The sequence below is a fragment of the Sorangium sp. KYC3313 genome, assembly GCF_052075895.1.
Classification (GTDB): Bacteria; Myxococcota_A; Polyangia; order Polyangiales; family Polyangiaceae; genus Sorangium; species Sorangium cellulosum_B.
This window is the reverse complement of the sequence record NZ_CP197255.1, coordinates 7,416,541-7,440,382: the sequence shown is the minus strand read 5'-3', so window position 1 is coordinate 7,440,382 and position 23,842 is coordinate 7,416,541. Positions and strand designations below refer to the sequence as shown.

Genomic DNA, 23,842 nt, shown 5'->3' with positions numbered 1-23,842 from the left:
CCGCAGGAGCTCCGGAGCGCGGCGCTAGAGCTCGCCGTGGATGGGCATCGGCACCCGCCAGGCGACGATCTCGGCGTGCTGCTCGCGGCTGAAGGGCCGCTCGAGGAGCCGCGTGCACGACTGCCGTGAGCGGAACAGCTCGAGGATGTAGCCCATGCGCTCGGGCAGCGACGCCCAGTCCTCTGCGCCGCAGCCGTGCGTCGTCTGGTCGTGCGCGTTGTACTCGCTCAGGAGGTCGAAGAGCTCGCGATCCTCGATGGTCGCGAGCTCCGCGCAGTGGAGCGGCAAGCCGGGCGGCGGGGGCAGGTCGTGGCCGAGATCGAGGAGCTCGTCCGGCAGGCGCATGGTCATCATTTCCTTCGTGGCCAGCAGACGCCAGAGCTCCTGCACCTTCTCGGCCTGCTCCCGGATGACGGACCTCAGCGGCTCGGGCAGGAGCCGTCCGGGGACGCCGATCGAGTCGCGCACGCAGCGGACGGGCGCGTTGAGCGCCCGCGCGATGTACGGCTGGAGCCGCACCTGCTCGTGCAGCCCGACGAGCGCGTTGGCGAGGAGGACCAGCTCCGCTTTCCTGTCCTTCTCCTCCGTGAGCATCGCCTCGTGGTAGCGCGCCACGGCGCTGCGGAGCAGCCCCTGCCCGCCCTCCCGAGACTGCCCTGTCTGCAGCCCGTCGAGCAGCGCGGCGAGCTGCGCGTCGCCGGGCCGCGGGCACTCTCGATAGAGGTGGATCATGCGGACGAACAGGGGTCCGAGCTCCTCGAAGACCTTGAGGTTGCCGAGGGCGATGTCCGCGCTCAGCTCGCGCAAGATCCGCTCTGGGATCTCCATCAGATCGAGGCCATGACCCCACCAGGGCGTGAGCAGGTTGACGCCGCTGACGAGCGGCGAGCGCTGGGGCTCGCCCTTGCCGCGCCCCGTCGTGACGCCCGCGCGCTGCGAGATCACCTCCCGCTCGTCCTCGTCCGAGAGGATCAGCTGCCGGAGCACCGCCGGCACCTCCTCGTTGCGGATGAACCGCCCCGCGGTCTTCGAGGCCCACGTCGCGAAGGTGCACCAGTGGGCGTTGCGTCCGCCGAGCAGCTTCACGAGCTCCGCGGAGATCTCGTAATAGCACTGGGTGATGAGCAGGTTGCGCAGCACCGGCTGCCGCTCCAGCGCGATGACCGCGGGCACGTGCTCGAGCAGCGAAGGCAGCTCGGACACCTCCGAGAACCGCACGCCGGAGTGCGTCCTCGCGGCGGTCCGCGTCGCGCGCTCCACGACGCCGCTTCGCGTCCCCCGGAGCGCCTGCGCCTCCGCGGGCGACGAGAGGGAGGGCCGATAGACACCGTCCTGGAAATTGCCGGAACGCTCGCTCGCCGGTGCCGCAGCCATCAGCGGCTTCACAGGGGTCGTCATTCTCCCGTGCTATCTCCGATCGCTACCAGCTGTCCATACCTGTCCATAAGTTCAAGATGAAAAATGCCGGCTGGCACGCGGCGGGCTGAACATGTGACGCCGGTTACACGCCGGCGTGTTCAGCGGCGCCTGGCCACGTTCTGGCCCCCTCGGCCGCGCTCGCCCGCGCTCGGCCGATTGAACACGCGCCAGCGGCCTCACGGCGGCTGCGGTGGAGCGAGCGGCGGGAGCGTCGAGGGGGCCCCGGCCGCCACGGCGCTTCCGCCGCTTTCGCCACGTGGCCAGGTCGTGACGCTCACCCGACGCTCTCGGCCGAAGGTCCGCGCGACCACGGCGCGCACATCGGCCGGCTCGACCTCCTCGAGCGCGCGGAGCAGCCTCGGCAGGCTGCCTGGGTCGAGCGCAGCCCGCAGCCGCAGATCGGTGATCGGCCGAGGAGACGCGGGCGGCGGCGCGACCGTCGCGCGGCGGGTGAGCTCTCGCTCGAGATCCAGCTTGAGCAAGGCCTTCGCGAGGGCCAGCTCCTTCCAGGTGGGCCCGGACGTCGCGAGCGACGCGAGCTCGGCGTCGAGGCGCTGCTCCAGCTCGGCGGCGCTGCGCGACGGCGCGGGCGTGAGCTCCACCGCCGCGACGCTCGCCTGCGCGCCGAGCGACAGGCGCCCCGTCACCTCCGACGCGAGCTGCCCCTCGGCCACGAGGGCCTTCGCGAGCCGCGCGACGCGCGGGCTGACGAGGATCTCCATCGCCACCCGGAGCGGCGCCTCGTCCGTGCTTCCCTCCGGCGGCGCGATCCAGCCATAGAGCAGCCGCGGCGCCGGCACCGCGTCCTCGACGACGATCCGCTCCTCGCGCGGATGCGGCCCGATGGGCCGCTCCGGCTCCTCGACGGCGCGCTGGAGCGAGCGCGCGAGCGCCCGCTCGACCGCCGCGCGAGAGACGTCGCCCGAGAGCGCGATCGTCGCCTGGGCCGCGGCGCGCTCGCGCCGGAGCGACTCGGTGAGCAGGAGCTCGCTCGCCGCGCCCGCGTCGCCGCGCGCCCCTATCAAGGTGCCCTCCAGCGGGTGGCCGGCGGGGAACAGCGCGTCCCCGAGCGCCAGCCACGAGGGGCCGTACGGCGCCCGCTCGAGCGCGCGCCGCGAGGCCGCGCTGGCCTGCCGCCTGAGCTCGGCCACGCGCGCGTCGCTCGCCTCGCCGAGCAGCATCCTGAGCCGCGCGGCGACCAGGTCGACGCCGACGTCGAGATCCCGCGGAGGCACGGTGATCGCGACGCGCGCCTCGCTGGCGAGCGCGGGCCCCGCCGCGCCGGCGTCGCCCGCGGGCCGCGCCGGGACGGCGACGGCCGCGCTGATCGAGACGAGCGGCGCCGCGGGGTCTTCCCGGAAGTCGACAGCGATGCCGTTCGGGAGGCGGAAGCGCTGCACCTGCTCCTGGCCGAGGCCCGCGAGGAGCCCGATCTGCTTCTCGATCGCCGCCTCGCGCCCCTTGAGGGCGCGGCGCGCGCTCGGGGCTCCGACGTCGTCGAAGGGCGACGCCGGGACGAGGCGCCCGCTCCGGATGCCGAGCGGGTCGTCCTCGAAGGCAGGGCGAAAGCCGACGCCGCCGCCGATCATCACGATCGGGAGCCTCGCGTCGAGCGCCTCCGGGTTGCCGAGGAGCGGCATGGGCGCCGGCGCCTGGCCGGGCGGGGTGAAGAGGGGGAGCCGGTTCCGACCGAGCGACACGGGGCGGGGCGGCAGCGACGCGCCGTCCAGCGCGAGCTCGCCGATCGCGGCGCGCCGCGGCAGCCCAGCGCTCGCGCCGTCGCCCTCGTCCTCGTCGAGCTCCTCGTGGTCGAGGTAGGCGGGGAAGAGGGCCATGGCGCGCGCGACGCGATCGGCGGGCAGCGAGATCAGGTGGTCGACACGGCCGGGCGGGACACGGTCGCGCAGGAGCTCGGGGTTGTGCTCGCGCAGCACGGCCGTCGAGATGCCCGCGGCGCGCGCGATCGTGCGGAGCCGCGTCCCCGGCGGCACCGCGACCTCGCCGAGGTCGAGCGGCGGGAGAGGCGCGACGTCGGGCAGGTCCAGCCCGAAGCGGCCGCGGTTCGCCGCGACGATCGCGAAGGCGATGATCTGCGGAACGTAGTCCGCGGTCTCCTTGGGAATGGCGCCGGCCTGCGAGAGCTCCGCGAGCCCGACGGGCCCGCGGGCCTCGGGATCGCGCGCCGCCGTGACCTTCGACAGCGCGCGGAGGACCCCCTCGTGGCCGAGGTTGTACGCCGCCAGCGCGAGGTCCCAGCGGCCGAAGCGCTCGTACAGGTCGCGCAGGTGCGCGGTCGCGGCGTCCGTGGCCCGCGTGATGCCCATGCGGGCGTCGATCCACTCGGACTGCTCCAGGCCGTAGGCCTCGCCCGTCCTCGGCATGAACTGCCAGAGCCCCGCCGCGCCGGCCGGCGAGACCGCCCGCGGGTCGAAGCCGCTCTCGATCGCCGCGACCCAGAGCAGATCCTCCGGGAGGCCCGCCTCGCGGAGCGAGCGCTCGATGATCTCGCGGTACGCGCCGGCGCGCCGGAAGCGCCGCTGGAAGAGGGCGCGCCCCTCGTCGGACTGGGCGAAGAAGCGGACGAACCGCATCGTGCGGCGCGTGAGGGGCACGTCGAGGTCCGGCATCGCCAGCGTGGCCAGCACCGCCCCGTCGGGGTCCTCGAGATCCTCGTCCGCCGCGGGCTGGAACTCGTGCACGAGGAGCGCCGTGAGGGCGGGCGGCGCGTCGCCGGCGGGCGGAGGGCAGGCGTCGGCCGTCGGCGCGAGGGCGGGCGCGCGATCGAGCAGGCTGGGATCACGGAAGGCGCGGTACGCCGCCGAGAAGGACGCGCGCACCGATGGCGCCTGGCCGACGGCCGCGCCCGAGACGCAGAGCAACGCGCCGAGCCCGGTCCACAGAGCGGCTCGCCGTGCCCAGCTCATCGACGTGGATCTTGCTCCGAAACCGCCCGCCAGCGCTACGGCAAAGCGCGAAGACAACGGCGGCGCCGTGGGTTGCTCGACATCGCCGCGCTTCCCGGTGCGCCCCGGCGCGCCCGCGGCCTCCCGCGATGTTCCCGCCCGAATTTCCCGGTGAATTCCCCGGCGAACTCCTCGGCGATCTGCCCCGGCGCCGCGCCCCGCGCCTGCCCGGGGCCGACGGCCCTCGCTGCGACCAGCACTAGCCGCCCGCGCCCGGGCGAGCTAGCACGCGTCGGCGATGCGCTCGCCTCCAGCCGGACCCCCTTCAGAGAAGAGCCCTCGGCTGGGCGAGGTGCTCGACTTCATGAAGCTCCTGTGGGCCGTCGATCACGGCCTGCAGTCGACGTCGAAGCGCATGGAGGCGAAGATGGGCGTGACGGGCCCGCAGCGGCTCGTCATCCGCATCGTCGGGCGCTACCCGGGGATCTCCGCCGGGCGGCTCGCCGAGATCATGCAGCTGCACCCGAGCACCCTCACGGGGGTGCTGAAGCGGCTTCAAGAGCGCGGGATCATCGAGCGCCGGGTCGACCCGAACGACGGGCGCCGCGCGCTCCTGGGCCTCACCGCGCGCGGGCGCGAGCTCGACAGCCTCCGCACCGGCACGGTGGAGGCGGCCGTGCGACAGGCGCTGAAGTCGGTGCCGCGACGCAAGCTCGACGCCGCGCAGGACGTGCTCGCGGCCGTCGCCGAGGCGCTGCAACCGCAGCAGGGCGGCGGGTAGCGCCGCCGGTCGGATCCGCGCGCGCGGCGCGCGATCCAGTCAGGGCAGCGCCGATCGGAGAATGCCCGCAGGCGCGCGCGGCGCTTGCGCCGAAGCGCGCCGGGCGAACGGCGCTTCGCTCCCCGAAGCTCGGCGCGCGCTGCGTGATCTGCGTGAAGCGCAGGGCCGGGCCGCGACCCGCGGCCCCTCCGGACATCGAACAGAGAAACGGCGGTCGTCCCGCGCGGCGATCCGCGCCTCGCCGTCTCCGAGACGGAGGACGTCGCCGCGCCGGACCCGTGAATCGAGGCACTCGGCGCGATCTCCGCGCGGCGCGCGCCGCGCCGAGCGCCTCCCATCACCACGACGGGGGAACAATGAGGCACTGGGTTCTTGGCTCCATCAGCGCGGCGATCATCGCGGCGTCATGGGGCTGCGGCTCCGGAGAGCGAGGCGGGAAAGCAGAGTCGGGGGGCGGCGGGCACGCGGCGGGGGGCGGCGGGACGGGCAGCCAGGCCGCAGCCTGCACGATCGCGGCCGCGGGCCTGAAGGTGAGCAGCGGCCGCGGGGTCACGCCCTCGATCGCGTGGACCGGAGCGGGCTTCGCCATCGCGTGGCAGGAGCGCGCGGCCGACGAGGGCGACATCCTCCTCGCCACGGTCGACGCGGAGGGCAACAAGCTGCGGGAGGAGGTGATCGATGACGGGCCGGGCGTCTCCAGCCACCCGAGCGTCCACCGCGACGGGCAGGGCCTGCTCGTCCTCTGGCAGGATCAGGACGGCGCGGGCAGCGTCGTGCGCGGCCGCCGCGCGACGCTGCAAGGTGTCGCCGAAGGCGCGGCCTTCGATCTGGCCAGGAGCGGAGCGGCCGAGTCCTGGCCCACCGCGGCGGCGAGCCAGGACGGGACGCTCATCGCGTGGATGGACGCGGGAGGATCGCGGCTCGGCCACCTCGACAGCGGCGCGCTGAGCAGCTCGATGCCGCTGGATCATGCGCAATTTCCGGCCGTCGCTTCGGACGGCGAGAGGACCGCGCTGGTCTGGAGCCAGGGCGACGCGCTCGGCTTCGCCAGGCCGGGCCAGGAGAGCGCTCCGCTCGATCCGATCGCGCACCAGGGCGTCGACGCGAAGGTGCCGCGCGTCGTGCTCGGCGGAGACGACGCCTTCCTCGTCTGGGAGGACACCCGCAGCGGCGCGGAGCAGATCCGCGGGCTCCGGATCTCCGCGCAGGACGAGGTGTCGCCCGAGGCCATCGTCTCGCGCGGCGAAGACAGCGCCAACTGGCCGGCGCTCGCGTGGACGGGGCACGGCCTTGCCGTCGCGTACTACCAGTTCCGCGACGGTCCCCCGGGCGTCTTCGTCACGCTGCTGAGCCGGGACCTCGAGCCCATGGGCGACGAGATCGAGGCGAGCGGCGGCGCGACCGCCCGGTACCCGGCGCTGGCCTGGACAGGCCAGGAGCTCGGTATCGCCTACACGGAGCAAGACCAGGGCATCCGGCTCTCGCGCGCCCGTTGCCCCTAGCTCCGCCCGCCCACGCGGCGCGATCCTCCGCGGCCGTTCACCTCATCCATCATCCATCCCGCGCACGGGGACGCGGCCAGGCCGCCCGCGACGGCGCGAGGTCGTCGCTCGCAGCGGCGCAGCCCGATCGCCCGCGGCGATGCGCCCGCGCCGCCGCCGCGGCCCCGGATCGAACCCTGCAACCGCCCTCGGCGTGGCCGTCCTCCCCTGCGCCTTTGCGATCCTAATCTGCACAGCCGTGCTCGGCGCCTACGCCGTGCGCGTCGCGCGCCGCGGCCGACCCGCGATGCCGCGGCTCGGCGCCTCGCCTGGGAGCGCGCTGCTCCCCAGGCCGGTGGTCGAGGCCTTCTACTGGTCGTTCCACGCCCCCGCGCGCGCGCTCGTGCGCCTCGGCGTCTCGCCGGACGCGCTCACCTACCTCTCGCTCGGCCTGTCGCTCGCCTGCGCGCCGCTGCTCGCGGCCGGCCGCTTCCGGTCCGGCGCCGCGCTGCTCATCGCCAGCGCCGTCCTCGACGCGCTCGACGGCATGGTGGCGCGCGAAGGCGGCACGGCGTCGCGCGCCGGCGCGGTGCTCGACTCGTGCCTCGACCGCCTGTCCGACGCCGCGCCGCTCATCGGCCTCGCCGTCTTCTACCGAGCGCACCCCGCGGCGCTCGTGATCCCGCTCGTCGCGATGGTCGCCTCGTCGCTCGTGAGCTACGCGCGCGCCAAGGCCGACGCTTACCAGATCTCGCTGCCCGACGGGCTGATGCGCCGGCACGAGCGGGTCGCCTACCTCGTCGCGGCGCTCGTCTTCGGTCCGGCGGTGCCGACCACGCGGCTGACCGGCGCCCTCCCCTTCCCGATCACGATCGCCTGTCTCGCCCTCGTGGCGGGCGTCGGCCTCGCCGCGGGCCTGCGGCTCGTGCAGCGCACGCGCGCCGCCCTCGCGGCGGCCGACGCGACGGCGCTGCGCGAGCCGAGGACGACCGCGCGCTCCGATGGAGAGCACCCGCGCCTGCTCCGCGGCGGCAAGGCCACGAGCGCGCCGCTGTGAGCCGGCCAGGGCGGCGCGGTCAGGCGGGCGGCGCCTTGCCGCCGCTCGCCGAGGCGTCGGGCTCCCAGAGGAGCTCCGGCGTTCCGAGGAGCGCGGCCGCCCAGCGGCTCCAGACGAAGAGCGCGTCGCTCAGGCGGTTCAGGTAGCGGACCGCGTGCGGATCGGCGTGGCCGGCCTGGGCGAGGCGCACGCAGCAGCGCTCCGCCCGGCGGCACACCGTCCGCGCCACGTGGAGGTCCGTGTTGAGCCGCGAGCCGCCGGGGAGGACGAACGAGCGCAGCGACGGCAGATCGGCCTGGCAGCGGTCCATCTCGGCCTCGAGGAGATCGATCTCGGCCTGCGTCACGCGCGGCTGCTTCGGGTGGACGTCCTCCGGGAGCGTCGCGAGGATCGACCCGAGGTTGAAGAGCTCGTGCTGGACGCGGAGCAGCGTGCGCCCGAGCTCCACGAGGCGCTGGGCGCCCTCGCCCGGCGCCCCCGGGAGCAGCTCGATCAACGTCTGCCGCGCGGCGCCGACGAGCGCGTTGAGCTCGTCGACGGTGCCGTAGGTCTCGATCCGCGCGTCGTCCTTCGGGACGAGCTGCCCGCCGACGAGCCGGGTCAGCCCGCCGTCCCCCTGCCGCGTGTAGACGCGGTTGATCGTGATCTTCGGCTCCTTGAAGACCCGCGCGCCGCCGCGCTCCCCGCCGTCCGGCTCGTGGTCGCCCGTCCCGCGCGTATCGTCGTCGCTCACGGGGAGCTCACGTAAGGCCGCAGCGCACGAGGGTCAAGAAACGCCGCCGGAGGCGATGTTGACGATCCTCCGGGGGAAGTGGAAGAGTCCTGCCCCTATGCGCTCAGCAGGGCCACTGCTCCGTCGTCCCGTCTCCATCGTTCTCGTCCTCGCCGCGATCCCCGTCGCGGCGGGCTGCGCCGCCGAGCCGGCCGCGCGACCGGCGCCGAAGCCCGCCGTCACGGCGGAGATGGCGCGCATCGCGGAGAGCCAGCGCCGCGTCGACGAGGCGAGCCGCGCGCTGTCCGACAAGCGGTACGACGACGCCCGCGGGCTGCTCGACAAGGCGAGCGGGCTCGGCGTCGACTCGCACCGGTACCAGATCGGCGAGCTGCGCGAGAAGGTCGACAGGCGCGAGGCGAAGGTCTGGGCCGACGACGCCGCCGAGCTGCTCGACCAGAAGGAGTGCGAGGCCGCGTTCCACAAGCTGTCGGCGCGGATCGACGAGCTGAAGAGCGAGGCGTTCACCCACGAGGTCCGGCGGCTCGTGGCGTCGCAGGCCGCGGCGTGCGCGAGCAGGAAGGTCGACGACGCGACCATCGCCGGCAAGCTCGCGGAGGCGCGCGCGTTCCTCGCGGCCCCGCCGACGAGGGCGGTCCTCGGCGACGCCGCCACGGACCGGCTCACCGCGGAGCTCGACGCCACCATCGCCGAGGTCCTCTATGGCCAGGTCGAGGCGGACGTCTCGGCCGGACGCTGGGCGAGCGTGGTCGAGAAGCTCGACGCCGCCGTGAAGCGCGGAGACACCTCCGAGGAGCAAGGGCGCGCGATCCTCGGGCGGGTCCGCGCGGCCGCGGCGCCACGGCTGGCCGAGCTCGCCGGCAGGGCGCTCGGCACCCAGGACGCGACAGCCACGCTCGAGCAGCTCGACGCCACCATCGCGCTCCTGCGCTGGGAGGCGCTCGCGCCCGACGCGGCCGAGCTGCCGGGGAGCGGCGCGCTGCCCGAGCTGCTCGCGCGGAAGCGCGCCGCCCTCGCGGCGTGGGTCGAGGCGCGAAAGGTCCGGATGAAGCCCATGAAGAAGCCGGAAAAGCGCTGGTCTCACGGCACCGTCGCGGTCTCGCCCGCGTCGGACAGCGACGGCGAGCCCACGCGCAGCCTCCTGCCCTCGACGCCCGTGTGGGTCATCGGCCAGACCAGGGATCGCGCGCTGGTGACCGAGGTCGACCCCGGCACGGCCGTGATCACGGCGGCGTTCGACCTCGCGATCGGGTGGGTGCCGCTGCCGCGCCTCGCCCAGGAGCCGACCGTCGACTGGCTGCCGCCGGACGACCAGCTGAAGGGCGAGCGCGTGTGGGGCCCGCTCCGGGAGAAGCAGTCGACGCTCGAGCTCGGCGTGGTGAGCGACGTCCAGGGCGCCGACATCACCGTCCGGCGGCTCGCCGACGACGCCGAGATCAAGCTGCCGCGCAAGCAGCTCCGCAGCGGGCGCCTCGCCCCGGGCACCAAGGTGCTCGCGCTCTGCAAGTCGGAGAACGAGCCGGCGACGATCATCGACGTGCCGCCCGCGGGCCGCGTCGCGCGCATCGAGTGCGAGGGGGGCATGCAGAAGGAGGAGCCCCTCGCCTCGCTCCGATCGCGGCCCGATCTCTTGCCCCGCAGCCGCTAGCGCCGCCCTGGCGGAGCCCAGCCCTCCGGCCGCCGCCGGGCGGCTGGCTGCGCCGCGCCGGCAGACCGAGCCGACGCGCCGCGCCCCTGCCGACAGGCGCGGCGCTCGCTCTGCCCGCGTGGCCACAATTCTCGACCGCCGTCCGTCCGTCGTTGACTCGTAGCGCCGAGCACCTAAGTCTCTCCATCCCTGAGGAGCCACGATGCCTACGACCTATAGCGACCTCATCTCCGACGTCCGCAAGTCCATCCGCGAGCTCTCGCTGACTGAGCTCAAGCGCCGCCTCGACGACAAGGTCCCGATGGTGCTGCTGGATGTGCGTGAGAAGGAGGAGTACCGCGCCGGCTTCATCCCGGGCGCCATCTCGATCCCGCGAGGCTTTCTGGAGATCCAAGTCGAGCAGAAGCTGCCGGACAAGTCGGCCCCCATCGTGGCCTATTGCGCCGGCGGCACGCGCTCGGCGCTCGCCGCGAAGACGCTCCAGGAGCTCGGCTACACCAACGTGGAGAGCGCCAACCCGGGCTTCTCCCGCTGGAAGGACATGGCCTACCCGGTCGAGATGCCGCCCAACCTCACGGACGCGCAGCGGGATCGGTACTCCCGGCACCTGCTCCTGCCCGAGGTCGGCGAGGCGGGGCAGGCCAAGCTGCTCGCCTCCAAGGTGCTCCTGCTCGGCGCCGGCGGCCTCGGCAGCCCGGCGGCCCTCTACCTGGCCGCCGCCGGCGTGGGGACGATCGGCCTCGTCGACGCCGACGTCGTCGACAACTCGAACCTCCAGCGGCAGATCCTCCACGCGACCTCGCGGGTGGGCAAGCCCAAGGTCGACAGCGCCGAGATCGCGATCCGCGACCTGAACCCCGACGTGAAGGTCGTGAAGTTCCAGGAGCGCGTCGACAGCGGCAACGTCGACCGCATCTTCGAGCAGTTCGACATCATCGTCGACGGGTGCGACAATTTCCCGACGCGCTACCTCGTGAACGACGCCTCGGTCTTCACGAAGAAGCCGGTCGTGCACGGCTCGATCTTCCGCTTCGAGGGCCAGGTGACGACGTTCATGCCGGGCGTCGGCCCCTGCTACCGGTGCCTCTACCCCGAGCCGCCGCCCCCCCACCTCGCGCCGAGCTGCCAGGAAGCGGGCGTGCTCGGGATCCTGCCGGGGACCGTCGGCATGATCCAGGCGACCGAGGCGATCAAGCTGATCCTCGGCATCGGGGCGCCCCTCATCGGCCGGCTCCTCACCTACGACTCGCTGCGGATGAAGTTCGGCGAGCTCAAGCTGCGCCGCGACAAGAACTGCCCCGTCTGCGGCGAGTCGCCGACCATCACGAGCTACATCGACTACGAAGGCTTCTGCACGCTCGGCTGAGCGGACACGCCACGCGCGGCGCGCTCGACGACGAGCGCCCGCGCCGCGCGACGTGCGCGACGGCGACCAGGACCCCGTCCACGACGACGAGCGCCCGCGCCGCGCGGCCGGGCGCTCCGCCCCGTGTCACGAGGGGTACTGGAGCACCGTGGCCTTCTCGGGCCGCTCGATCGCCTCCACGCGGCTCGTCACGATCTGACGCTCCATCCCGTCCTGATCCATCTGGGTGAAATAGATGGGGCTGCCGACGCGCGCGTTCTGCGGCTCCGGGATCACGACGCCGTTCGGGTTGATCCGGACCGCGCCCTGGAGCTTCAGGTGCAGCGCGAGGTGGGCTGACCTGAACTTGCGCGCGGCCCGATCGCGGACCGCGACGCAGATGTCGTCGCGGACGTGATACTCCGTGTTGCGGGTGACGAAGACCCGGTGCTTGCGGCGCTCCATGCCGGTGTAGTCCATGCTCGCTCCTTCGCGCCCTTCGGCGCGGCACGCATCGTGGCAAGGCGCGCCGCGCGTGGCCAAATTCGTCGCGGCCGCGCGGCCCCGGCGTCCCGCACGAAATCAGGTGCCGCAGCAACTTTGTGCGAATCTCCGCGCGCTTTTGGGACGCAGCGCGCAGCGGTGCCACGATCGCGATCGCCATGTCGCGCAGCGAGCGTCTACCCGGTCCCGGTCTGGCGAAGGTCCAGCGTCCACCGCTCCTCCAGCGGAGGCACGTCGAGCTCGTGACCTGCTCGACGGGGCGCCTCCACGCGCTGTTCGACGGCGCCGACGTGCTGAGCGAGGGCGGCACCCGCGACGAGGGGGGCGCGCTCGTCTACTACGGGTCGACCAGCCTGCACCTCGCGCTGCCGCCGGACGCGCCGCTGGCGGCGCCGCTCGATCGGGCGCTCGCGCTCGACCCTCACCTCAGGCTGCGCGCGCTCCGCGTGGCGCACCGGGAAGCCGCCGCGCGCGCGGGGGGCCCGCTCGGGCCGATGCAGGCCGAGATCCGCTGCGGCTTCGCGCCGCACGCCGCGGCGGTCTCGTTCGCGCTGACCGTGGACGTCACGGCGCGCGTGTTGATAACGACGGGCAGGACGGCGCGCGCGTGATGGCGATGCAAGGACCTTCCCGACGAGAGCGCGACCGCGGGCCGTGCCCCCTTGACGCGCGTGTCCACGTGGAGAACGGGAGCACTCCGGCGCGCGGCGGGGTACGCTCCCCACGACGCGCTCTGCCTCCGCCGATCCTCGGCGCGGAGCCGGTGACGCTGCGATGAGCAAGAAGGACCGTTCCGCCTCCGGAAATTCCGACAAGGTGATCCACGTCGTGTTCGGCCCTGGTGGCGGGCGGGTGTCGCAGCCCCCGCCGGCGCCGCGGGCGGGCGCGATGGAGGCGCCGCTCCCTGCGCCGGGCGCGCGCGAGCCGGTCACCGACATGTTCACCGGCACCGAGGTCGCGCGGCTGCTCGGCATCTCGCCCGGGCGACTGCGCTCGCTCGATCGCGCCGGCATCGCGGCGCCGAGCGGCCGGCGGCGGGGGCGGCGCGCGTACACCTTCTCGGACCTGATCGCGCTGCGCGCCGCGCGCGACCTGATCGCCCGCAAGGTGCGCCTGCGCGACGTCGCGCGGGCGATCGACAACATCCGGACCGCGCTCCCCAAGGTGACGCGCCCCCTCGCCGAGCTCCGCGTCGCCTTCGACGGCAAGGCGGTCGTGGTCCGGGGCGCGTCGGGCGCGTTCGAGCCGCTCACGGGGCAGATGGTGCTCGACTTCGAGGTGAAGGAGCTGCGCGACGACGTCGTGCGGGTGCTCCGCCCGAGGGTGGGCCGGGAGCGCGCGCGCACGGCCTACGAGCTCTACATGCAGGCCAGCCAGCTCGATGAGGATCCGGCGACGATGGACGAGGCCGAGGCGCTCTACCGTCGCGCGCTCGAGATCGACCCGTGGCTGGCCATCGCCTACACGAACCTCGGCAACATCTGCTTCCGGCGCAACGCCGAGGAGCAGGCGGAGGCGCTCTACATGAAGGCGCTCGATCTCGATGCGTCCCAGCCGGAGGCGCAGTACAACCTCGGCTACGTGATGCTCGAGCGCGGCCAGGCGGCCGACGCCATCCGCTATTTCCAGGGCGCGATCGCGAGCGATCCGCGCTTCGCGGACGCCTATTACAACCTCGCGATGGCCTACGAGCAGATCGGCGATCCGACGAAGGCGCGCCCGTGCTGGCGCAGGTACCTCGAGATCGAGCCGACCGGCACGTGGGCCGAGATCGCGCGCAGGCACCTCTGAGGCGGGCGCCGCGGGCGTCGCCGACGCGCCCGCGACGTGGCAGGTCTTGACGGTCGGAACCAGCGAGTGAGCGCGAGAGGTTGCTGCTGCGCGCTCCCATTCAGGAGAGGTGAACGAGATGAGCGACGTGGGATCGGCCCGGCGGGCCAAGGACGAGCTCAAGGCCAAGATCAGCGGCGAGCCGTGGTGTGTCGGCATCGGGGTCGAGCGGGAGGACGGGGTCGGCTTCATCGTCCGCGTCAGCATCCGGTCCGGAGGAGCCGACGCGGCGCGCGCGGTCATCCCGGCGCGCATCGGCGGCGTGCTGATCAAGGTGATCGAGAACGACCCCTGAGCACGGCCGATCCGCGGTCTTCAAATATCGCCAGGCCGCGCAAACCGTGTAAGCTGCGCGCCTCGTGAACGAGCGCAATCTCTCCCGCCGACTTTCCACGAGCATCGTTGACGCGTTGAAGGCGCACGGGCACATCCTCGTGGCCAGGGGGGGCTCGACGGCGCTCGCGCGCGAGCTGGAGGACAAGATGGCTGCGGACATCGCGACCATCACGCCTCGGCTCGAGCCGTGGGCCCTCGTCGACGGAGAGCCCACGACCACGTTCGGCACCGACGAGATCGACGACCAGGTCGAGGAGCTCGTGGCGAGCCTCACGAGCACGTTGATGGAGTCCGAGCACGTCGAGGACATCTTCACCGAGGACAACGTGATCAAGCGCGATGTCTTCCGCGTGATGCGCGACGCGCTGCTCGGGCCGCGGCCCGAGCTCGGCCTCGAGGACGACGGCCCTGTGCACGTGCGCCTGGACACGCTCGGGTACGTCGCCTCGACGGTCGGCAAGCGCGCGCCGGCGCAGGTGCTGCGCGAGTCGCTGACGCGCGCGGCCCAGAGCGCCGGCGGCAAGCTGACGGGCTACGATCCCGAGCTCCGCGAGGCGATCTTCTCGCTCGAGAGCAGCGACCCCGACGCGCGGCTCGAGATCGAGGAGGCGGTGGCCGACGAGCTCTCCGATCTCGTCGAGGCGAAGGTGGTGACGCTCCCGATGATGGAGCGCCGCTTCGAGCTGCAGCGCAAGATCGAGGCCGGGGCGCGCGGCGGTCTGCGCCAGCGGATCGACTCCATCGCCTCGAGGATGCTGCGCGAGGGCGGCTGTGCCGCGTCGTGGGAGCTCGCGGGCGACCGGGTCCTCAAGCTCAAGCTCACGCCGCTGTCCGAGCAGGATGCGCTCGAGATCGACAGCCACATGACCGACTTCAAGCGTGAGATCGCGGTGGTCCTCGGCGACCCGCTCGACGAGCTCGACGTTGCCCGGAAGCCGGCCGCCGCTCCCCTGCGCAACGACGTCCCGCCGCCGTTACGCCGCGAGCCTGCTCCGGCCGCGGTGGCGGTGGAGGACGAAGACCTCGACGAGGAGGACGAGGGCGAGGACCTCGACGAGGAGGACGAGGGCGAGGACCTCGACGAGGAGGGCGAGGGCGAGGACCTCGACGAGGAGAGCGAGGGCGAGGACCTCGACGAGGACGAGGACGAGGACCGAGACCTCGACGAGGATGAGGACGAGGACCTCGACGAGGACGAGGACCTCGAGGAGGAGGCGCCCTCGAAGAAGGCCGCTCCGCGTGAGAGGCCCCGCAAGCCGGCCGAGCCGGCGACGGAGCAGCCCGCGGCGAGCAAGCCCAGGGCCGCGGCGGTCCGAGGCGCGAAGAAGAAGCCGGCGGCCGCGACCAAGAAGGCGAGCGCGCCGGCGGAGAAGGCGGCGACCGGGAAGGCCGCGGCGCCGGCCTCCGTGAAGAAGGCGGCGAAGGCGCCCGCCAAGAAGGCAGCGAAGGCGCCTGCCAAGAAGGCGGCGAAGGCGCCCGCCAAGAAGGCGGCGGCGAAGAAGCGCTGATCGCGCTCAGCGGGCGCGGTTACGGTAGACCAGGATCACCGGCACGCCATCGGGTCCGGCGATGTGATCCGGGCTCGTGGTCCCGAACGCGACCCACGCCTGGTACGCCTGCCCCAGCATGTGCTTCTCGTGGTGGTAGAGGGCGAAGTCCGCGCCCGCGACCGCCCCCACGCCGCGGATGTCCGCTCGCAGGCGCCCGTCGCGCAGCAACATCTCCCACGCCGGGCCAGCGGTGTCGTGGATGTACACCGTCCCTCGGGGTGGGACGTGCTCGTTGAGGTACGCGACGACAGCGCCCGTGGTGTACCCCCAGAACGTGCGGTTCAGCCCGAGGTTCGCCGCGCCGGGCGCGCCGCCGACCAGCGGCGTGTAGCTCGAGAGCGCCCACGGGTGCGCGTGCAGCGTCTCGGCGATGGGCGCCGCGACCACCGCCGCCCCGAGCAGCGCCGGGACCAGCGGGCCGCGCGCGAGCGCGGCCGCGCGCGCGGTGTTCGCGCCGGCCCGCGCGCGGGAGCCGCGCGCGCGTCGGGAAAGCAGCAGCGCGCGTAGACCGGCGCGCGCGCGCCGCACGGCGGCGGAGAACGCGGCGCCGGCGAACAGGGCGATGAACGGGTAGGCCGTCATCCAGTGCTTCGTGCCGCCGAAGATCGGCGTGCTCGGGGAGAGCCAGGCGCCGTACACAGCGGCGATGGCGAGGAACCAGAGGAGCGCCGTGCCGCCGGGGTCGTCCGCGGGCGGACGGAGCCGCGTGGCGAGCGCCCGCTCCGCGGCGAGCGCGAGCCTCCCGCCTTCCGGGGCGAGCCGCGCCGCCGCGCACGCGAGCGGGTACAGGAGGCGCTCGCGCGCTGCCGCGCAGAGCCCCGCCGCGAAGAGGCCCAGCGTCACGAAGGGGACCGTCGCCGCCGTCATCACGGGCGCGTAGGCCCTCGGCATCGGAGGCGTCCAGTAGTTCCGGCCGAGGAACTCCATGTTGTAGTACTCGTGGTTCAGGTGGAACGACGCGTACTCGCGGAGGCGCGGGAGCGTGTCGCGCCAGATCCACGGCCAGAGCGCGTAGAAGACGAGCGGGCCGATCGCCGCCATCGCGGCGAGCGCGGCGAGAGCTCGCCGGGCGCCGCCGGGCCGCGCGGGCGACGCCGCGGGCGCCGCCCTCGCCGCGCTCGCGCGCAGGGCGATCCGGTCCCTGAGCTCCATGCCGACGGCGTGCGAGACGCAGACGATCGGCAGGAACCAGGAGTTGTGCTTCGTGTCGAGCGCGAGGCCGAAGGCGACCCCGGTGAGCACGGGCCACAGCGCCCCGCCGTCCCGCAGCGAGCGCCAGTAGGCGTAGGCGCACAGGGCCCAGACGGTCACGATCGGCGCGTCGAAGCACGCGAGGTGCGCCTGGTAGAAGTACCGCGGCAGCATCGCGAAGAGCGCGGCCGCGGACGCGCCGGCGAGCCGATCGCGCGCCTGTGTGCCCCAGAGGTACACGAGCGCCACCCCCAGGCCCGACAGGACCATCGCGGGGAACCTGTAGCTCGTGCCCTCCATGGCGAAGAGCCCGAGCCGCTTCTGCAGGACGAGGTTGGAGAGCGCGAAGAGCGACTTGATGAGGCCGGGGTGCTCGTGGTTCACCGACCAGGCGGCGTCGACGCTCCGCGGATCGAGCGCCCCGCGCGGCGAATCCAGGAGCGCCTGGAACCACGCTCCGTAGCGGTCCGCGGCGAAGAAGTAGAAGCCCTCGTCGCGCGCGTAGCCGAGATCGCCCGCCGTCGCGAGCAGCAGGGCGACGTACGCCGCCGCGAGCGCGAGCGCGATCAGGCCGTCGGCGGGCGCGAGGGGCGCCGGGCGCTTCATCGGGTGTCCGCCTCGAAGCAGGTGTGGCGGTGGGTGTAGTCGGCGGATCTCACGGCGAACTCCACCTCGGCCTCGGCCGCGCCCGCGTGGGCGCCGAGCGGGAACTCGAACGCCGCCCACCCGTCGCCGTCGGCGTGCGTCGCCTCGCCCACGGCCTCGCCGTTCACGCGCACGGACAGCGTGACCGGCGCGCCCCGCCGCTCCCGCTCGATGATCCAGTACATACCCACGTGCCCTCGGATCACCGAGCCGAGCGGGACGCCGCGGAAGCGCGTGACGATCTCGCCGTCCCTCGGCGGGTGCGACCAGATGCACCGGCGAGGGCGGAACTCCTCGTCCGCGATCACCGTGACGCCCACGTTGAAGAACGGGCCGCCGGGGCACTCGAAGCGCTCGGCGGGGAACGTCGGGTTCCCGCCGAGCCCGCCGGCGACGATCCGCGCGCGCGGGTTCCAGCGGCACGCGGCCGGAGGATCCGTGACGCGCACGTCGGCCGACGCCGGCGCGACGTTGTCGACGAAATCGTAGGCGACGCGCGCCGGCGACGGGTTCACGAGCCGCCGGAGCACGAAGGGCCCGCGCTCCTGCCGCGCCTCCTCGCGGAAGCCCGCGAGCTCCTCGGCGCGCTGGCCGAGGACGCTGATCTCGACCGCGGCCGCGTAGCGGCTCTCGTCGGGCCGGGCGGCGTCGCGCAAAGGCATCAGCTCGTCCCCGAGCGCGCGGCGCGCGGCCGGATCGGCCCACCCGGGCGCGACGACCACGAGGTCCCCCGGCTGCTTCATCGCCGCGAGGGGCGCCCCCACCTCGCGCCAGGCGTCGAAATCCGGAGCCCTTTCGCTGAAGTACACGTGCGCCACGAGCTCTCCGAGGCCGAGCGCCGGCAGGCCGAGGAGGGCGAGCAGGCCGAGGGCGCGGCGCCGGCCGCGCGCGCTCGCCGCTTCGCCCGCGGGCGAGGGGGTCTCGCGGGGTTGCGCCGGGATCACGGAGAGCCCTACAGCTCGATCGCGTAGACGACGCTGCCGAGCGGCATGCGCTGCATGCGCTCCTCGATCACGCCGCGGAGCGCCTTCCAGGCGCCGGCCTTCTCGACGTACGTCTCGCGGAGGCGCAGCGCGCCGGCCTTGTCGCCGCGCGCCTTGATCCCGAGCACCGTCCTCGCGAGCGCCTCCGCCGCGGCGGGCAGCTTGTCCGACTGGATCGAGAAGCACCCCTTGTCCGCGCCGTTCGCCGCGATCTCGCCGCGGTGAAAGCCGATCGCCCCCGCGTCGAGCAGGCTGCCGAGCTGGATCGCGGCGAGGTGACCGTACGGCCGCGGCTCGCCGCCCGCGGTGTACATGCCCTGCCCCGTCTGCCCGAGCGCCCAGATCACGTCCCTCACCTCGGACATGCGGGCGAGCGCCGGGTCGAGGACGCCCTTCTGCGCGAGCCAGCCGGTGAAGAAGAGCGCGCCGGTCTGGGCCTTGAGCTCCTCGAGCATCACGGCGAGCGGCCCGCCGAAGAGCTCGTCGTCGGTCTTGCCCTGCACCTTGTAGCCCTGCGCCGGGCCCAGGTTGTGGGCCGCCTCGTGCAGCACCGTCCCGAGCGCGGCCACGGGGCGCTCGAGGGACACGCTCTCCATCGTGGTCTTGCAGAGGAGCGACGCGGCGACCTCCCGGAGGGCGGCGCGGCTGTCGTCGTCCTGCAGGAGGTTCACCATGACCACGGTGCGGCCGCGGCCTTCGGTCGCGACCGGCCCCCAGTTCGGCAGGCTCTGCCCTGACGTCCCGCCGGTCGCGGCGCGCGACTCGCCGGCGTTCAAGAGGACGTCGATGAAGTCGGGCAGGTGGAAAGCGACCCTGCGCGCCCTGTACGGCGCGCCCGCGAGGCCCGCGAACGCCGTCTCCATGTCGGACTTCACCGGATCGAGCTTCTTCTGCCAGGTCAGCGACTCCTGGTTGATCCGCGCGAAGCTCACGTGAAAGCCCGCCTTGCGGCTGCACGGCTCCCAGTAGGTCTCGTCCGGCCCCACGCGCAGGTACCACGCCGAGTTCTCGGCGTTCATCTTCGCCCAGGGCTCGTCCGCGGCCTCCCAGCGGTTGTCGAGGAACGCCTGCGACGCCGCGAGCAGGTAGGCCTTGAAGGCGGCCTCGCTCGGGCTCTGGATCGCCTCGGCCGCCGCCTTGAGCTCCCGGCTCACCGCCTCCATCTCGGGCTTGTAGGCCTCGCTGTAAGGCACGGCCTTGAGGGCGCCGCGCTCCTCGACCACGACGGCGAAGGGAGAGAGGAGCGCCTTCTGATCCGGGCGCGCCTCGAGCGCGGCGCAGAACTTCTTGTCCTGCTGGAGGCGCGCCGGATAGACGCCGGTGACGCGGGGCGGCCTGCTCGGCAGCGCGCTGCAGTTTGGATCGTCGCGCGTCCTCGGTTGCTGGCACCAGGGCCCCTGGTTGCGCCAGAACAGCGCCCGGCTGGCGGGGTCGTCGGCCGGGATCTCGTCGGCCATGCCGGCGGAGCCGAGCTGCTTCGCGTGGATCTGCTCGATGAGCTCGGCCACCCTGAGCAGGTGGCCGACGATGGCGCGATCCTCGGCGGGCGCGCCGCGGAAGTCGGACCGGAGGAGCGAGGGGCGGCCGGCCGCGAGCTCCGCGAGGACGGCATCGCGGCGGCGCACCTCGGCCTCGTCGAGGCCAGCGCGCAGGTGGCCCTCGGCCTTGACCTGGGTCATCGCGGCATACGCCGACGTGAACGCCGGGGTGAAGGCCCCGGTGGCGACCCAGGCCGGCGCCGGGGTGTGATACCAGAGGGCGGAGATCTCGTCGGGGTCGACGGCGCCCGAGCCGTTGCGGTCGGCGATCCAGAACAGCGGGAGATCGAGCTCCACGGCGATGCGGTTGAGCTCGAGCCGGGGGATCCGATCGAAGCGCGGGGCCTGGGGCGCGGCCTGGGTGGGCGTGGGCGCAGGTGGCGCGGCCGGCGGCGGCTCGGCCGGCGGAGGGGGGTGCGGAGCCGAGCAGGCTGCGCCCGCGGCGAGGGCGGCGAGCCCGGCGAGGGCGGCGAGCGGGGCGCGGCGGGACGGCGGGATCGAGACGGGGATCTTCATGGCTGGAGCTCCGAGGGGCCCTTGCCCTGCGAGGCGCGCGAGACGGCCGGGAGGCCCACGAGAGCGCGGAGGCCGCGCCGCGAGAGCGCCCGGCGCCCTGGTCGCGCCGCGAGAACGCCTCCCCGCGCGATCGGCCGCCGGACTGCCAGACGCGCAGGAGCGTAGATCAAGGACGCCCGGAGAGGGGGTGATTCTACGCGCGGGTAGGTAAAGGAGCGTTGTCCAGCGGCGCGGGAGCGGCCTCATGCGGGCGGACGGACGCCCGCCGCCCTGGGCAGCCGCTGCCCGAAGACGCCGGCCAGGAGCTCCCCTGCCCCGTAGTAACAGAGATAGCCGGACAGCACGAACTTGAGCGGCACCGCCGACGCGGGCAAGAGCAGCAGGACGAGGCCGGCGAGCGTCGAGCCAGCGCCCACGACGAAGAGCCACCTCGACTCCACCATTCCCTTGAGCACGATCGACGCCGCGACGCGCAGCGCGCCGGAGATGAACGCAAAGAACCCCACGAGGACCACGAACATCTCGACCACGTGACCGTGACGGAGCACGACGAGGCCGAGGAGGAGGCTCACCACGCCGCGCACGCGGGAGAGGAGGCGTCGGATCGGCGGCTCCCGCAGCGCGCCGACGAGCGACAGGGCGCCATCGACGAGCGCGTAGGCAGCGAAGGCCGAGACGAGCAGGCGCCACCCCGCGGAGGACCCCTGACCGACGGAGATCGTCAGCGCGCCGGCGCCCACGGAGAGCGCGAGGGCGCCTTGCGCGATGAGGATCCATCGGGAGCGCTCCGGACGTGTCGGCTTCGGGAAGATCGTCCTCGCGGCGGAGAGGGCCGCGGCGACCGGGCTCTTCGTCGCCGAGCGTGCGCGATCGGGCTTCGCATCCGGGAGCACGAGGGGCATCCCGCGCTCGACGGCGCGACCGTCTTTCCACTCCAGATAGCGGACATGTCCGTCCGGAGAGATGCGAAGGAACGAGTTGAGAGGCCCGGCCCATGAACCGCTGTTGAAATACCAGTCACCGATGGATCCTGCCTTGTGGGTGTGCCCGAGGACAGCCACGTCGTATGCGCCCGTGTCGAGCTCCGCGCGGACCCCGACCACGTGCTCGCCGAGCCGGTCCGGGTTCTGCGCCGGCGTCAATGCCCCGCTGGGGGACGGGTCCCTCTCCGTTGCGCGCTGGCTCATCGTCGCCACGGTGCGTTTCCAGATCGTCAGTATCGAGTCGCCGAATTTCTCGAGGACGTCCTCCACGCTCTCGCCGCCCTTGAGGTGAGGAGAGCCGTTCTCGTCCTCGGCGACGCCGGCGAGGATGGAGAACATGCGGCCGAAGCCGGGTTCGTCCCCGGCGTTGAACGGATCGGTCTCGTGCCCGTGGCAGAAGTGGAACCGCTTGCCGCCGAGCTCCCGGGTGAACGGCGCGCGCATGCACGCGAAGAAGGGGTGATTGAGGAGGTCCGTCTCGATGAAGTGCACGAGATCGACGTCGTGGTTGCCGGGCACGTAGACGAGCCTCAGCGCGGCGAGCTGGTCGAGGAGCGCCCGCCGCTTCACGAACAGGAGGCTGAGGTTCATCTGCCAGAGCTCGAAGAGGTCGCCGAGGATGAAGAGCTCGCCCCCCTCGCTGCCCACGTGGTCGAGGAATGCACGCAGCTGCGACGTCTTCCTGCCTGCCTCGAAGTTGTCGCGCGCGCCGCCGTCACCGATGTGCAGATCGCTGATGACGAAGATATCCCTGGCTGCGCCATCCATTGCCCTGCTCCAGGGTGGAGCGATCCCGCCATGAGCGGCGGCCGCGTCCCCCACCCCGCGTGCGTCGCAAGCCGCGTGCCGCGAGCGACGATGCGCAGGAGGGCGAGCGCCGGGCGAGCGGACGGCGCGGCCGGCAGCGCCTCGCCCGCCGGCTCGCCGGCGCGCGGGGTGCGCGAGCGCCCGCGGGCCGTCACTCGCACAGGGCGGTGCGGTAACGACGAGCTCGTCAACGCCCGTTCGTGAGGCGGGCTGTCAGGACCCGTTTTGGTGTTCCGCGCCGCGCCGCGCCGCACGCGCGCTTTCGGCCGCGCGCGGCGCGGTAGGCTGCGCGCCGCTCACGGCGACGCCGCGACGGCGGGTTGCGAGACGGCGCCGTGGTTGCCGTCCTCGCCCGCGTCCTCGCCGCCGCCCGCTTCTGCCTCGACCTCTTCGCTCACGTCGCGGACAGCGGTGCTCGACACGCGCGACAGGAGCTTCGGGGTCACCTCTTCGAACGCGTCGCCGTGGAAGTAATACCCGATCTTCCGGAGGTCGGCGTAGCGACGGACCAGGAGGGTCCAGAGCCGGTCGCGCATCGCCTCGGCCTCGCCGCGCTGCTTTGCCGCGGGCCGGCGGGCCCCCTCGGGGGTGAGGGTGTCGAGCAGCCACTCGCTCGCTTCCCGCAGCTGCTCGAACTCCTCCTGGCAGAACGGGTGCTTTCCGCGGAGCGCGACCGCGTGCTCCTCGTAGAGGTGGGCCAGCGCCATCCCGTCGCTGGCGAGGTCGTACTTGCCGCTGCCGGCCCGGATCTCCGCCACGACGTCCTTCGGCAGGAGCCCCCGCTTGGCCAGGGTCTCGGCGAGCGTGAGCATCGGCTCGCGCAGCTCGATCACGACCTTCAGCTTGGCCTCGATCTCACCGGAGCTGGCCGGCTTCGCCGTGACGCGCGTGGCGGCGAAGACCAGGGCCCGGCCGAGGTCCGGAAGCGCGAGCACGTCGTCGAGCGGCAGCTCGGGCAGCGCCTTCCGGATCTGGGCTGGATCCGCGCAGGCGGCCTGGACGCCGCGCTTCACGTTGGCGAAGGCGATCCGCACATCCGCCCGACAGACCTCGACGTCGCGGTCCGGGAGCGCCGCGGCCTCTGGGGCAAAGCGCTCGTAGCAGGCGTGGTAGGTTGTTTTTGCCGTGGGAGTCGCCGTGGGCGCCTTCCCGGTGTGTGCTTGTTGGGTCTTGGCTTTGGCCATCTTGGGAACCTACGTCCAGGCGAGCGCGACGGTAGGTCACAGCAGCGCCGGATGTGTGCTCTGAGGAGCGCAGGATCTCGACGTTAGGGGGATGGGGCTGCGAGGCGAGGCGCCCCCGTGGCCACGGAGCCCCGGACGGGTCTGCCTGTGGTCACATAGTGTCATTTCGCAGGCAGATCTGTAAACGGTTGGACACACGTAGTGTCATTTCGCAGGCAGATCTGTAAACGGTGGGACACACGTCGTGTCATTCCGCAGGCCCTGCTGCAGGCGACGGAACCCACGTGGTGTCACCCGGCACGGCGCTGCCGGGGTGAAGCCGCCCACGTCTCCTCCGCCGACGCGCCGTCCGGCGTCCGAGATGAGCAGCGGGAGCGCTACGGCGCAGGAGTCCGGCGCAACGCGAGC

The 23,842-nt window shown here is 73.3% G+C and carries 18 protein-coding genes; 9 read left to right on the top strand and 9 right to left on the bottom strand.

Features of this window, described 5'->3' with window-relative positions; translation table 11 throughout:
* Nucleotides 1-24 precede the first annotated feature (24 nt).
* Nucleotides 25-1,398 (bottom strand): hypothetical protein, encoded by a 1,374-nt coding sequence (locus tag ACSRUE_RS28655; protein ID WP_441286375.1) that lies wholly within the window; start codon nucleotides 1,396-1,398, stop codon nucleotides 25-27.
* A gap of 197 nt (nucleotides 1,399-1,595) precedes the next feature.
* Entirely contained in the window at nucleotides 1,596-4,343 is a 2,748-nt protein-coding gene (locus tag ACSRUE_RS28650) for a transglycosylase SLT domain-containing protein (protein ID WP_441286374.1), read from the bottom strand.
* Nucleotides 4,344-4,620: 277 nt separating this feature from the next.
* Here ACSRUE_RS28650 and ACSRUE_RS28645 point away from each other — a divergent pair, with 277 nt between their 5' ends.
* The 3 genes from ACSRUE_RS28645 (at nucleotide 4,621) to ACSRUE_RS28635 (ending at nucleotide 7,641) form a co-directional block, all read left to right on the top strand.
* A complete protein-coding gene (locus ACSRUE_RS28645) occupies nucleotides 4,621-5,103 on the top strand; it encodes a MarR family winged helix-turn-helix transcriptional regulator (protein WP_441286373.1) in 483 nt (160 codons plus the stop codon).
* A 356-nt stretch (nucleotides 5,104-5,459) separates the two neighbouring features.
* A complete protein-coding gene (locus tag ACSRUE_RS28640) occupies nucleotides 5,460-6,605 on the top strand; it encodes a hypothetical protein (protein ID WP_441286372.1) in 1,146 nt (381 codons plus the stop codon).
* Nucleotides 6,606-6,843: 238 nt separating this feature from the next.
* Nucleotides 6,844-7,641, top strand: a complete 798-nt coding sequence (locus ACSRUE_RS28635) for a CDP-alcohol phosphatidyltransferase family protein (RefSeq protein WP_441286371.1) — start codon at nucleotides 6,844-6,846, stop codon at nucleotides 7,639-7,641.
* 19 nt (nucleotides 7,642-7,660) lie between these two features.
* Here ACSRUE_RS28635 and ACSRUE_RS28630 read toward each other — a convergent pair whose 3' ends face one another.
* Nucleotides 7,661-8,374, bottom strand: a complete 714-nt coding sequence (locus ACSRUE_RS28630) for a cob(I)yrinic acid a,c-diamide adenosyltransferase (RefSeq protein ID WP_441286370.1) — start codon at nucleotides 8,372-8,374, stop codon at nucleotides 7,661-7,663.
* 97 nt (nucleotides 8,375-8,471) lie between these two features.
* On the opposite strand from ACSRUE_RS28630, the gene ACSRUE_RS28625 reads away from it, so the two are divergent.
* Together ACSRUE_RS28625 and moeB are read left to right on the top strand one after the other, a co-directional pair.
* The gene (locus ACSRUE_RS28625) at nucleotides 8,472-10,022 is read left to right on the top strand and encodes a hypothetical protein (protein WP_441286369.1); all 1,551 of its coding nucleotides are present in this window, start codon (nucleotides 8,472-8,474) and stop codon (nucleotides 10,020-10,022) included.
* 202 nt (nucleotides 10,023-10,224) lie between these two features.
* Nucleotides 10,225-11,388 (top strand): molybdopterin-synthase adenylyltransferase MoeB, encoded by a 1,164-nt coding sequence (moeB, locus tag ACSRUE_RS28620; protein WP_441286368.1) that lies wholly within the window; start codon nucleotides 10,225-10,227, stop codon nucleotides 11,386-11,388.
* 126 nt (nucleotides 11,389-11,514) lie between these two features.
* Here the strand turns inward: moeB and ACSRUE_RS28615 are convergent, their stop codons facing one another.
* Nucleotides 11,515-11,847, bottom strand: coding sequence for a hypothetical protein (locus ACSRUE_RS28615; protein ID WP_437767418.1), 333 nt, complete (start codon nucleotides 11,845-11,847; stop codon nucleotides 11,515-11,517).
* Nucleotides 11,848-12,029: 182 nt separating this feature from the next.
* Between ACSRUE_RS28615 and ACSRUE_RS28610 the strand changes: the two genes are divergently transcribed.
* From ACSRUE_RS28610 to ACSRUE_RS28595, 4 genes are all read left to right on the top strand, one after another.
* The gene (locus ACSRUE_RS28610; RefSeq protein ID WP_437767417.1) at nucleotides 12,030-12,482 is read left to right on the top strand and encodes a hypothetical protein; all 453 of its coding nucleotides are present in this window, start codon (nucleotides 12,030-12,032) and stop codon (nucleotides 12,480-12,482) included.
* Between the two features lie 163 nt (nucleotides 12,483-12,645).
* Nucleotides 12,646-13,662: a tetratricopeptide repeat protein gene (locus ACSRUE_RS28605; protein ID WP_441286367.1), complete on the top strand. Its 1,017-nt coding sequence runs from the start codon at nucleotides 12,646-12,648 to the stop codon at nucleotides 13,660-13,662.
* A 118-nt stretch (nucleotides 13,663-13,780) separates the two neighbouring features.
* A complete protein-coding gene (locus ACSRUE_RS28600) occupies nucleotides 13,781-13,996 on the top strand; it encodes a hypothetical protein (RefSeq protein WP_012236492.1) in 216 nt (71 codons plus the stop codon).
* Between the two features lie 64 nt (nucleotides 13,997-14,060).
* Nucleotides 14,061-15,545: a hypothetical protein gene (locus ACSRUE_RS28595; RefSeq protein ID WP_441286366.1), complete on the top strand. Its 1,485-nt coding sequence runs from the start codon at nucleotides 14,061-14,063 to the stop codon at nucleotides 15,543-15,545.
* A 6-nt stretch (nucleotides 15,546-15,551) separates the two neighbouring features.
* Here the strand turns inward: ACSRUE_RS28595 and ACSRUE_RS28590 are convergent, their stop codons facing one another.
* The 5 genes from ACSRUE_RS28590 to ACSRUE_RS28570 all read right to left on the bottom strand — a co-directional run bounded on the left by ACSRUE_RS28590 (nucleotide 15,552) and on the right by ACSRUE_RS28570 (nucleotide 23,434).
* Nucleotides 15,552-17,384, bottom strand: coding sequence for an ArnT family glycosyltransferase (locus tag ACSRUE_RS28590; RefSeq protein WP_441286365.1), 1,833 nt, complete (start codon nucleotides 17,382-17,384; stop codon nucleotides 15,552-15,554).
* Nucleotides 17,381-18,367 (bottom strand): hypothetical protein, encoded by a 987-nt coding sequence (locus ACSRUE_RS28585; protein ID WP_441286364.1) that lies wholly within the window; start codon nucleotides 18,365-18,367, stop codon nucleotides 17,381-17,383. The genes ACSRUE_RS28590 and ACSRUE_RS28585 overlap by 4 nt, the downstream gene beginning before the upstream one ends.
* A gap of 8 nt (nucleotides 18,368-18,375) precedes the next feature.
* Nucleotides 18,376-20,460 carry a hypothetical protein gene (locus ACSRUE_RS28580; protein ID WP_441286363.1) on the bottom strand — a complete coding sequence of 695 codons (2,085 nt, stop codon included), beginning with the start codon at nucleotides 20,458-20,460 and terminating at the stop codon, nucleotides 18,376-18,378.
* 242 nt (nucleotides 20,461-20,702) lie between these two features.
* Nucleotides 20,703-22,211: a metallophosphoesterase gene (locus ACSRUE_RS28575; protein WP_441286362.1), complete on the bottom strand. Its 1,509-nt coding sequence runs from the start codon at nucleotides 22,209-22,211 to the stop codon at nucleotides 20,703-20,705.
* Between the two features lie 335 nt (nucleotides 22,212-22,546).
* Nucleotides 22,547-23,434: a hypothetical protein gene (locus tag ACSRUE_RS28570; RefSeq protein WP_441286361.1), complete on the bottom strand. Its 888-nt coding sequence runs from the start codon at nucleotides 23,432-23,434 to the stop codon at nucleotides 22,547-22,549.
* Nucleotides 23,435-23,842 lie beyond the last annotated feature (408 nt).

Excerpts from the sequence above, each read along its gene's own strand:
- ACSRUE_RS28655 (WP_441286375.1), bottom strand. The coding sequence starts at position 1,398 with ATGACGACCCCTGTGAAGCCGCTGATGGCTGCGGCACCGGCGAGCGAG.
- ACSRUE_RS28650 (WP_441286374.1), bottom strand. The coding sequence starts at position 4,343 with ATGAGCTGGGCACGGCGAGCCGCTCTGTGGACCGGGCTCGGCGCGTTG.
- ACSRUE_RS28645 (WP_441286373.1), top strand. The coding sequence starts at position 4,621 with ATGCGCTCGCCTCCAGCCGGACCCCCTTCAGAGAAGAGCCCTCGGCTG.
- ACSRUE_RS28640 (WP_441286372.1), top strand. The coding sequence starts at position 5,460 with ATGAGGCACTGGGTTCTTGGCTCCATCAGCGCGGCGATCATCGCGGCG.
- ACSRUE_RS28625 (WP_441286369.1), top strand. The coding sequence starts at position 8,472 with ATGCGCTCAGCAGGGCCACTGCTCCGTCGTCCCGTCTCCATCGTTCTC.
- moeB (WP_441286368.1), top strand. The coding sequence starts at position 10,225 with ATGCCTACGACCTATAGCGACCTCATCTCCGACGTCCGCAAGTCCATC.
- ACSRUE_RS28615 (WP_437767418.1), bottom strand. The coding sequence starts at position 11,847 with ATGGACTACACCGGCATGGAGCGCCGCAAGCACCGGGTCTTCGTCACC.
- ACSRUE_RS28610 (WP_437767417.1), top strand. The coding sequence starts at position 12,030 with ATGTCGCGCAGCGAGCGTCTACCCGGTCCCGGTCTGGCGAAGGTCCAG.
- ACSRUE_RS28605 (WP_441286367.1), top strand. The coding sequence starts at position 12,646 with ATGAGCAAGAAGGACCGTTCCGCCTCCGGAAATTCCGACAAGGTGATC.
- ACSRUE_RS28600 (WP_012236492.1), top strand. The coding sequence starts at position 13,781 with ATGAGCGACGTGGGATCGGCCCGGCGGGCCAAGGACGAGCTCAAGGCC.
- ACSRUE_RS28590 (WP_441286365.1), bottom strand. The coding sequence starts at position 17,384 with ATGAAGCGCCCGGCGCCCCTCGCGCCCGCCGACGGCCTGATCGCGCTC.
- ACSRUE_RS28580 (WP_441286363.1), bottom strand. The coding sequence starts at position 20,460 with ATGAAGATCCCCGTCTCGATCCCGCCGTCCCGCCGCGCCCCGCTCGCC.
- ACSRUE_RS28575 (WP_441286362.1), bottom strand. The coding sequence starts at position 22,211 with ATGGATGGCGCAGCCAGGGATATCTTCGTCATCAGCGATCTGCACATC.
- ACSRUE_RS28570 (WP_441286361.1), bottom strand. The coding sequence starts at position 23,434 with ATGGCCAAAGCCAAGACCCAACAAGCACACACCGGGAAGGCGCCCACG.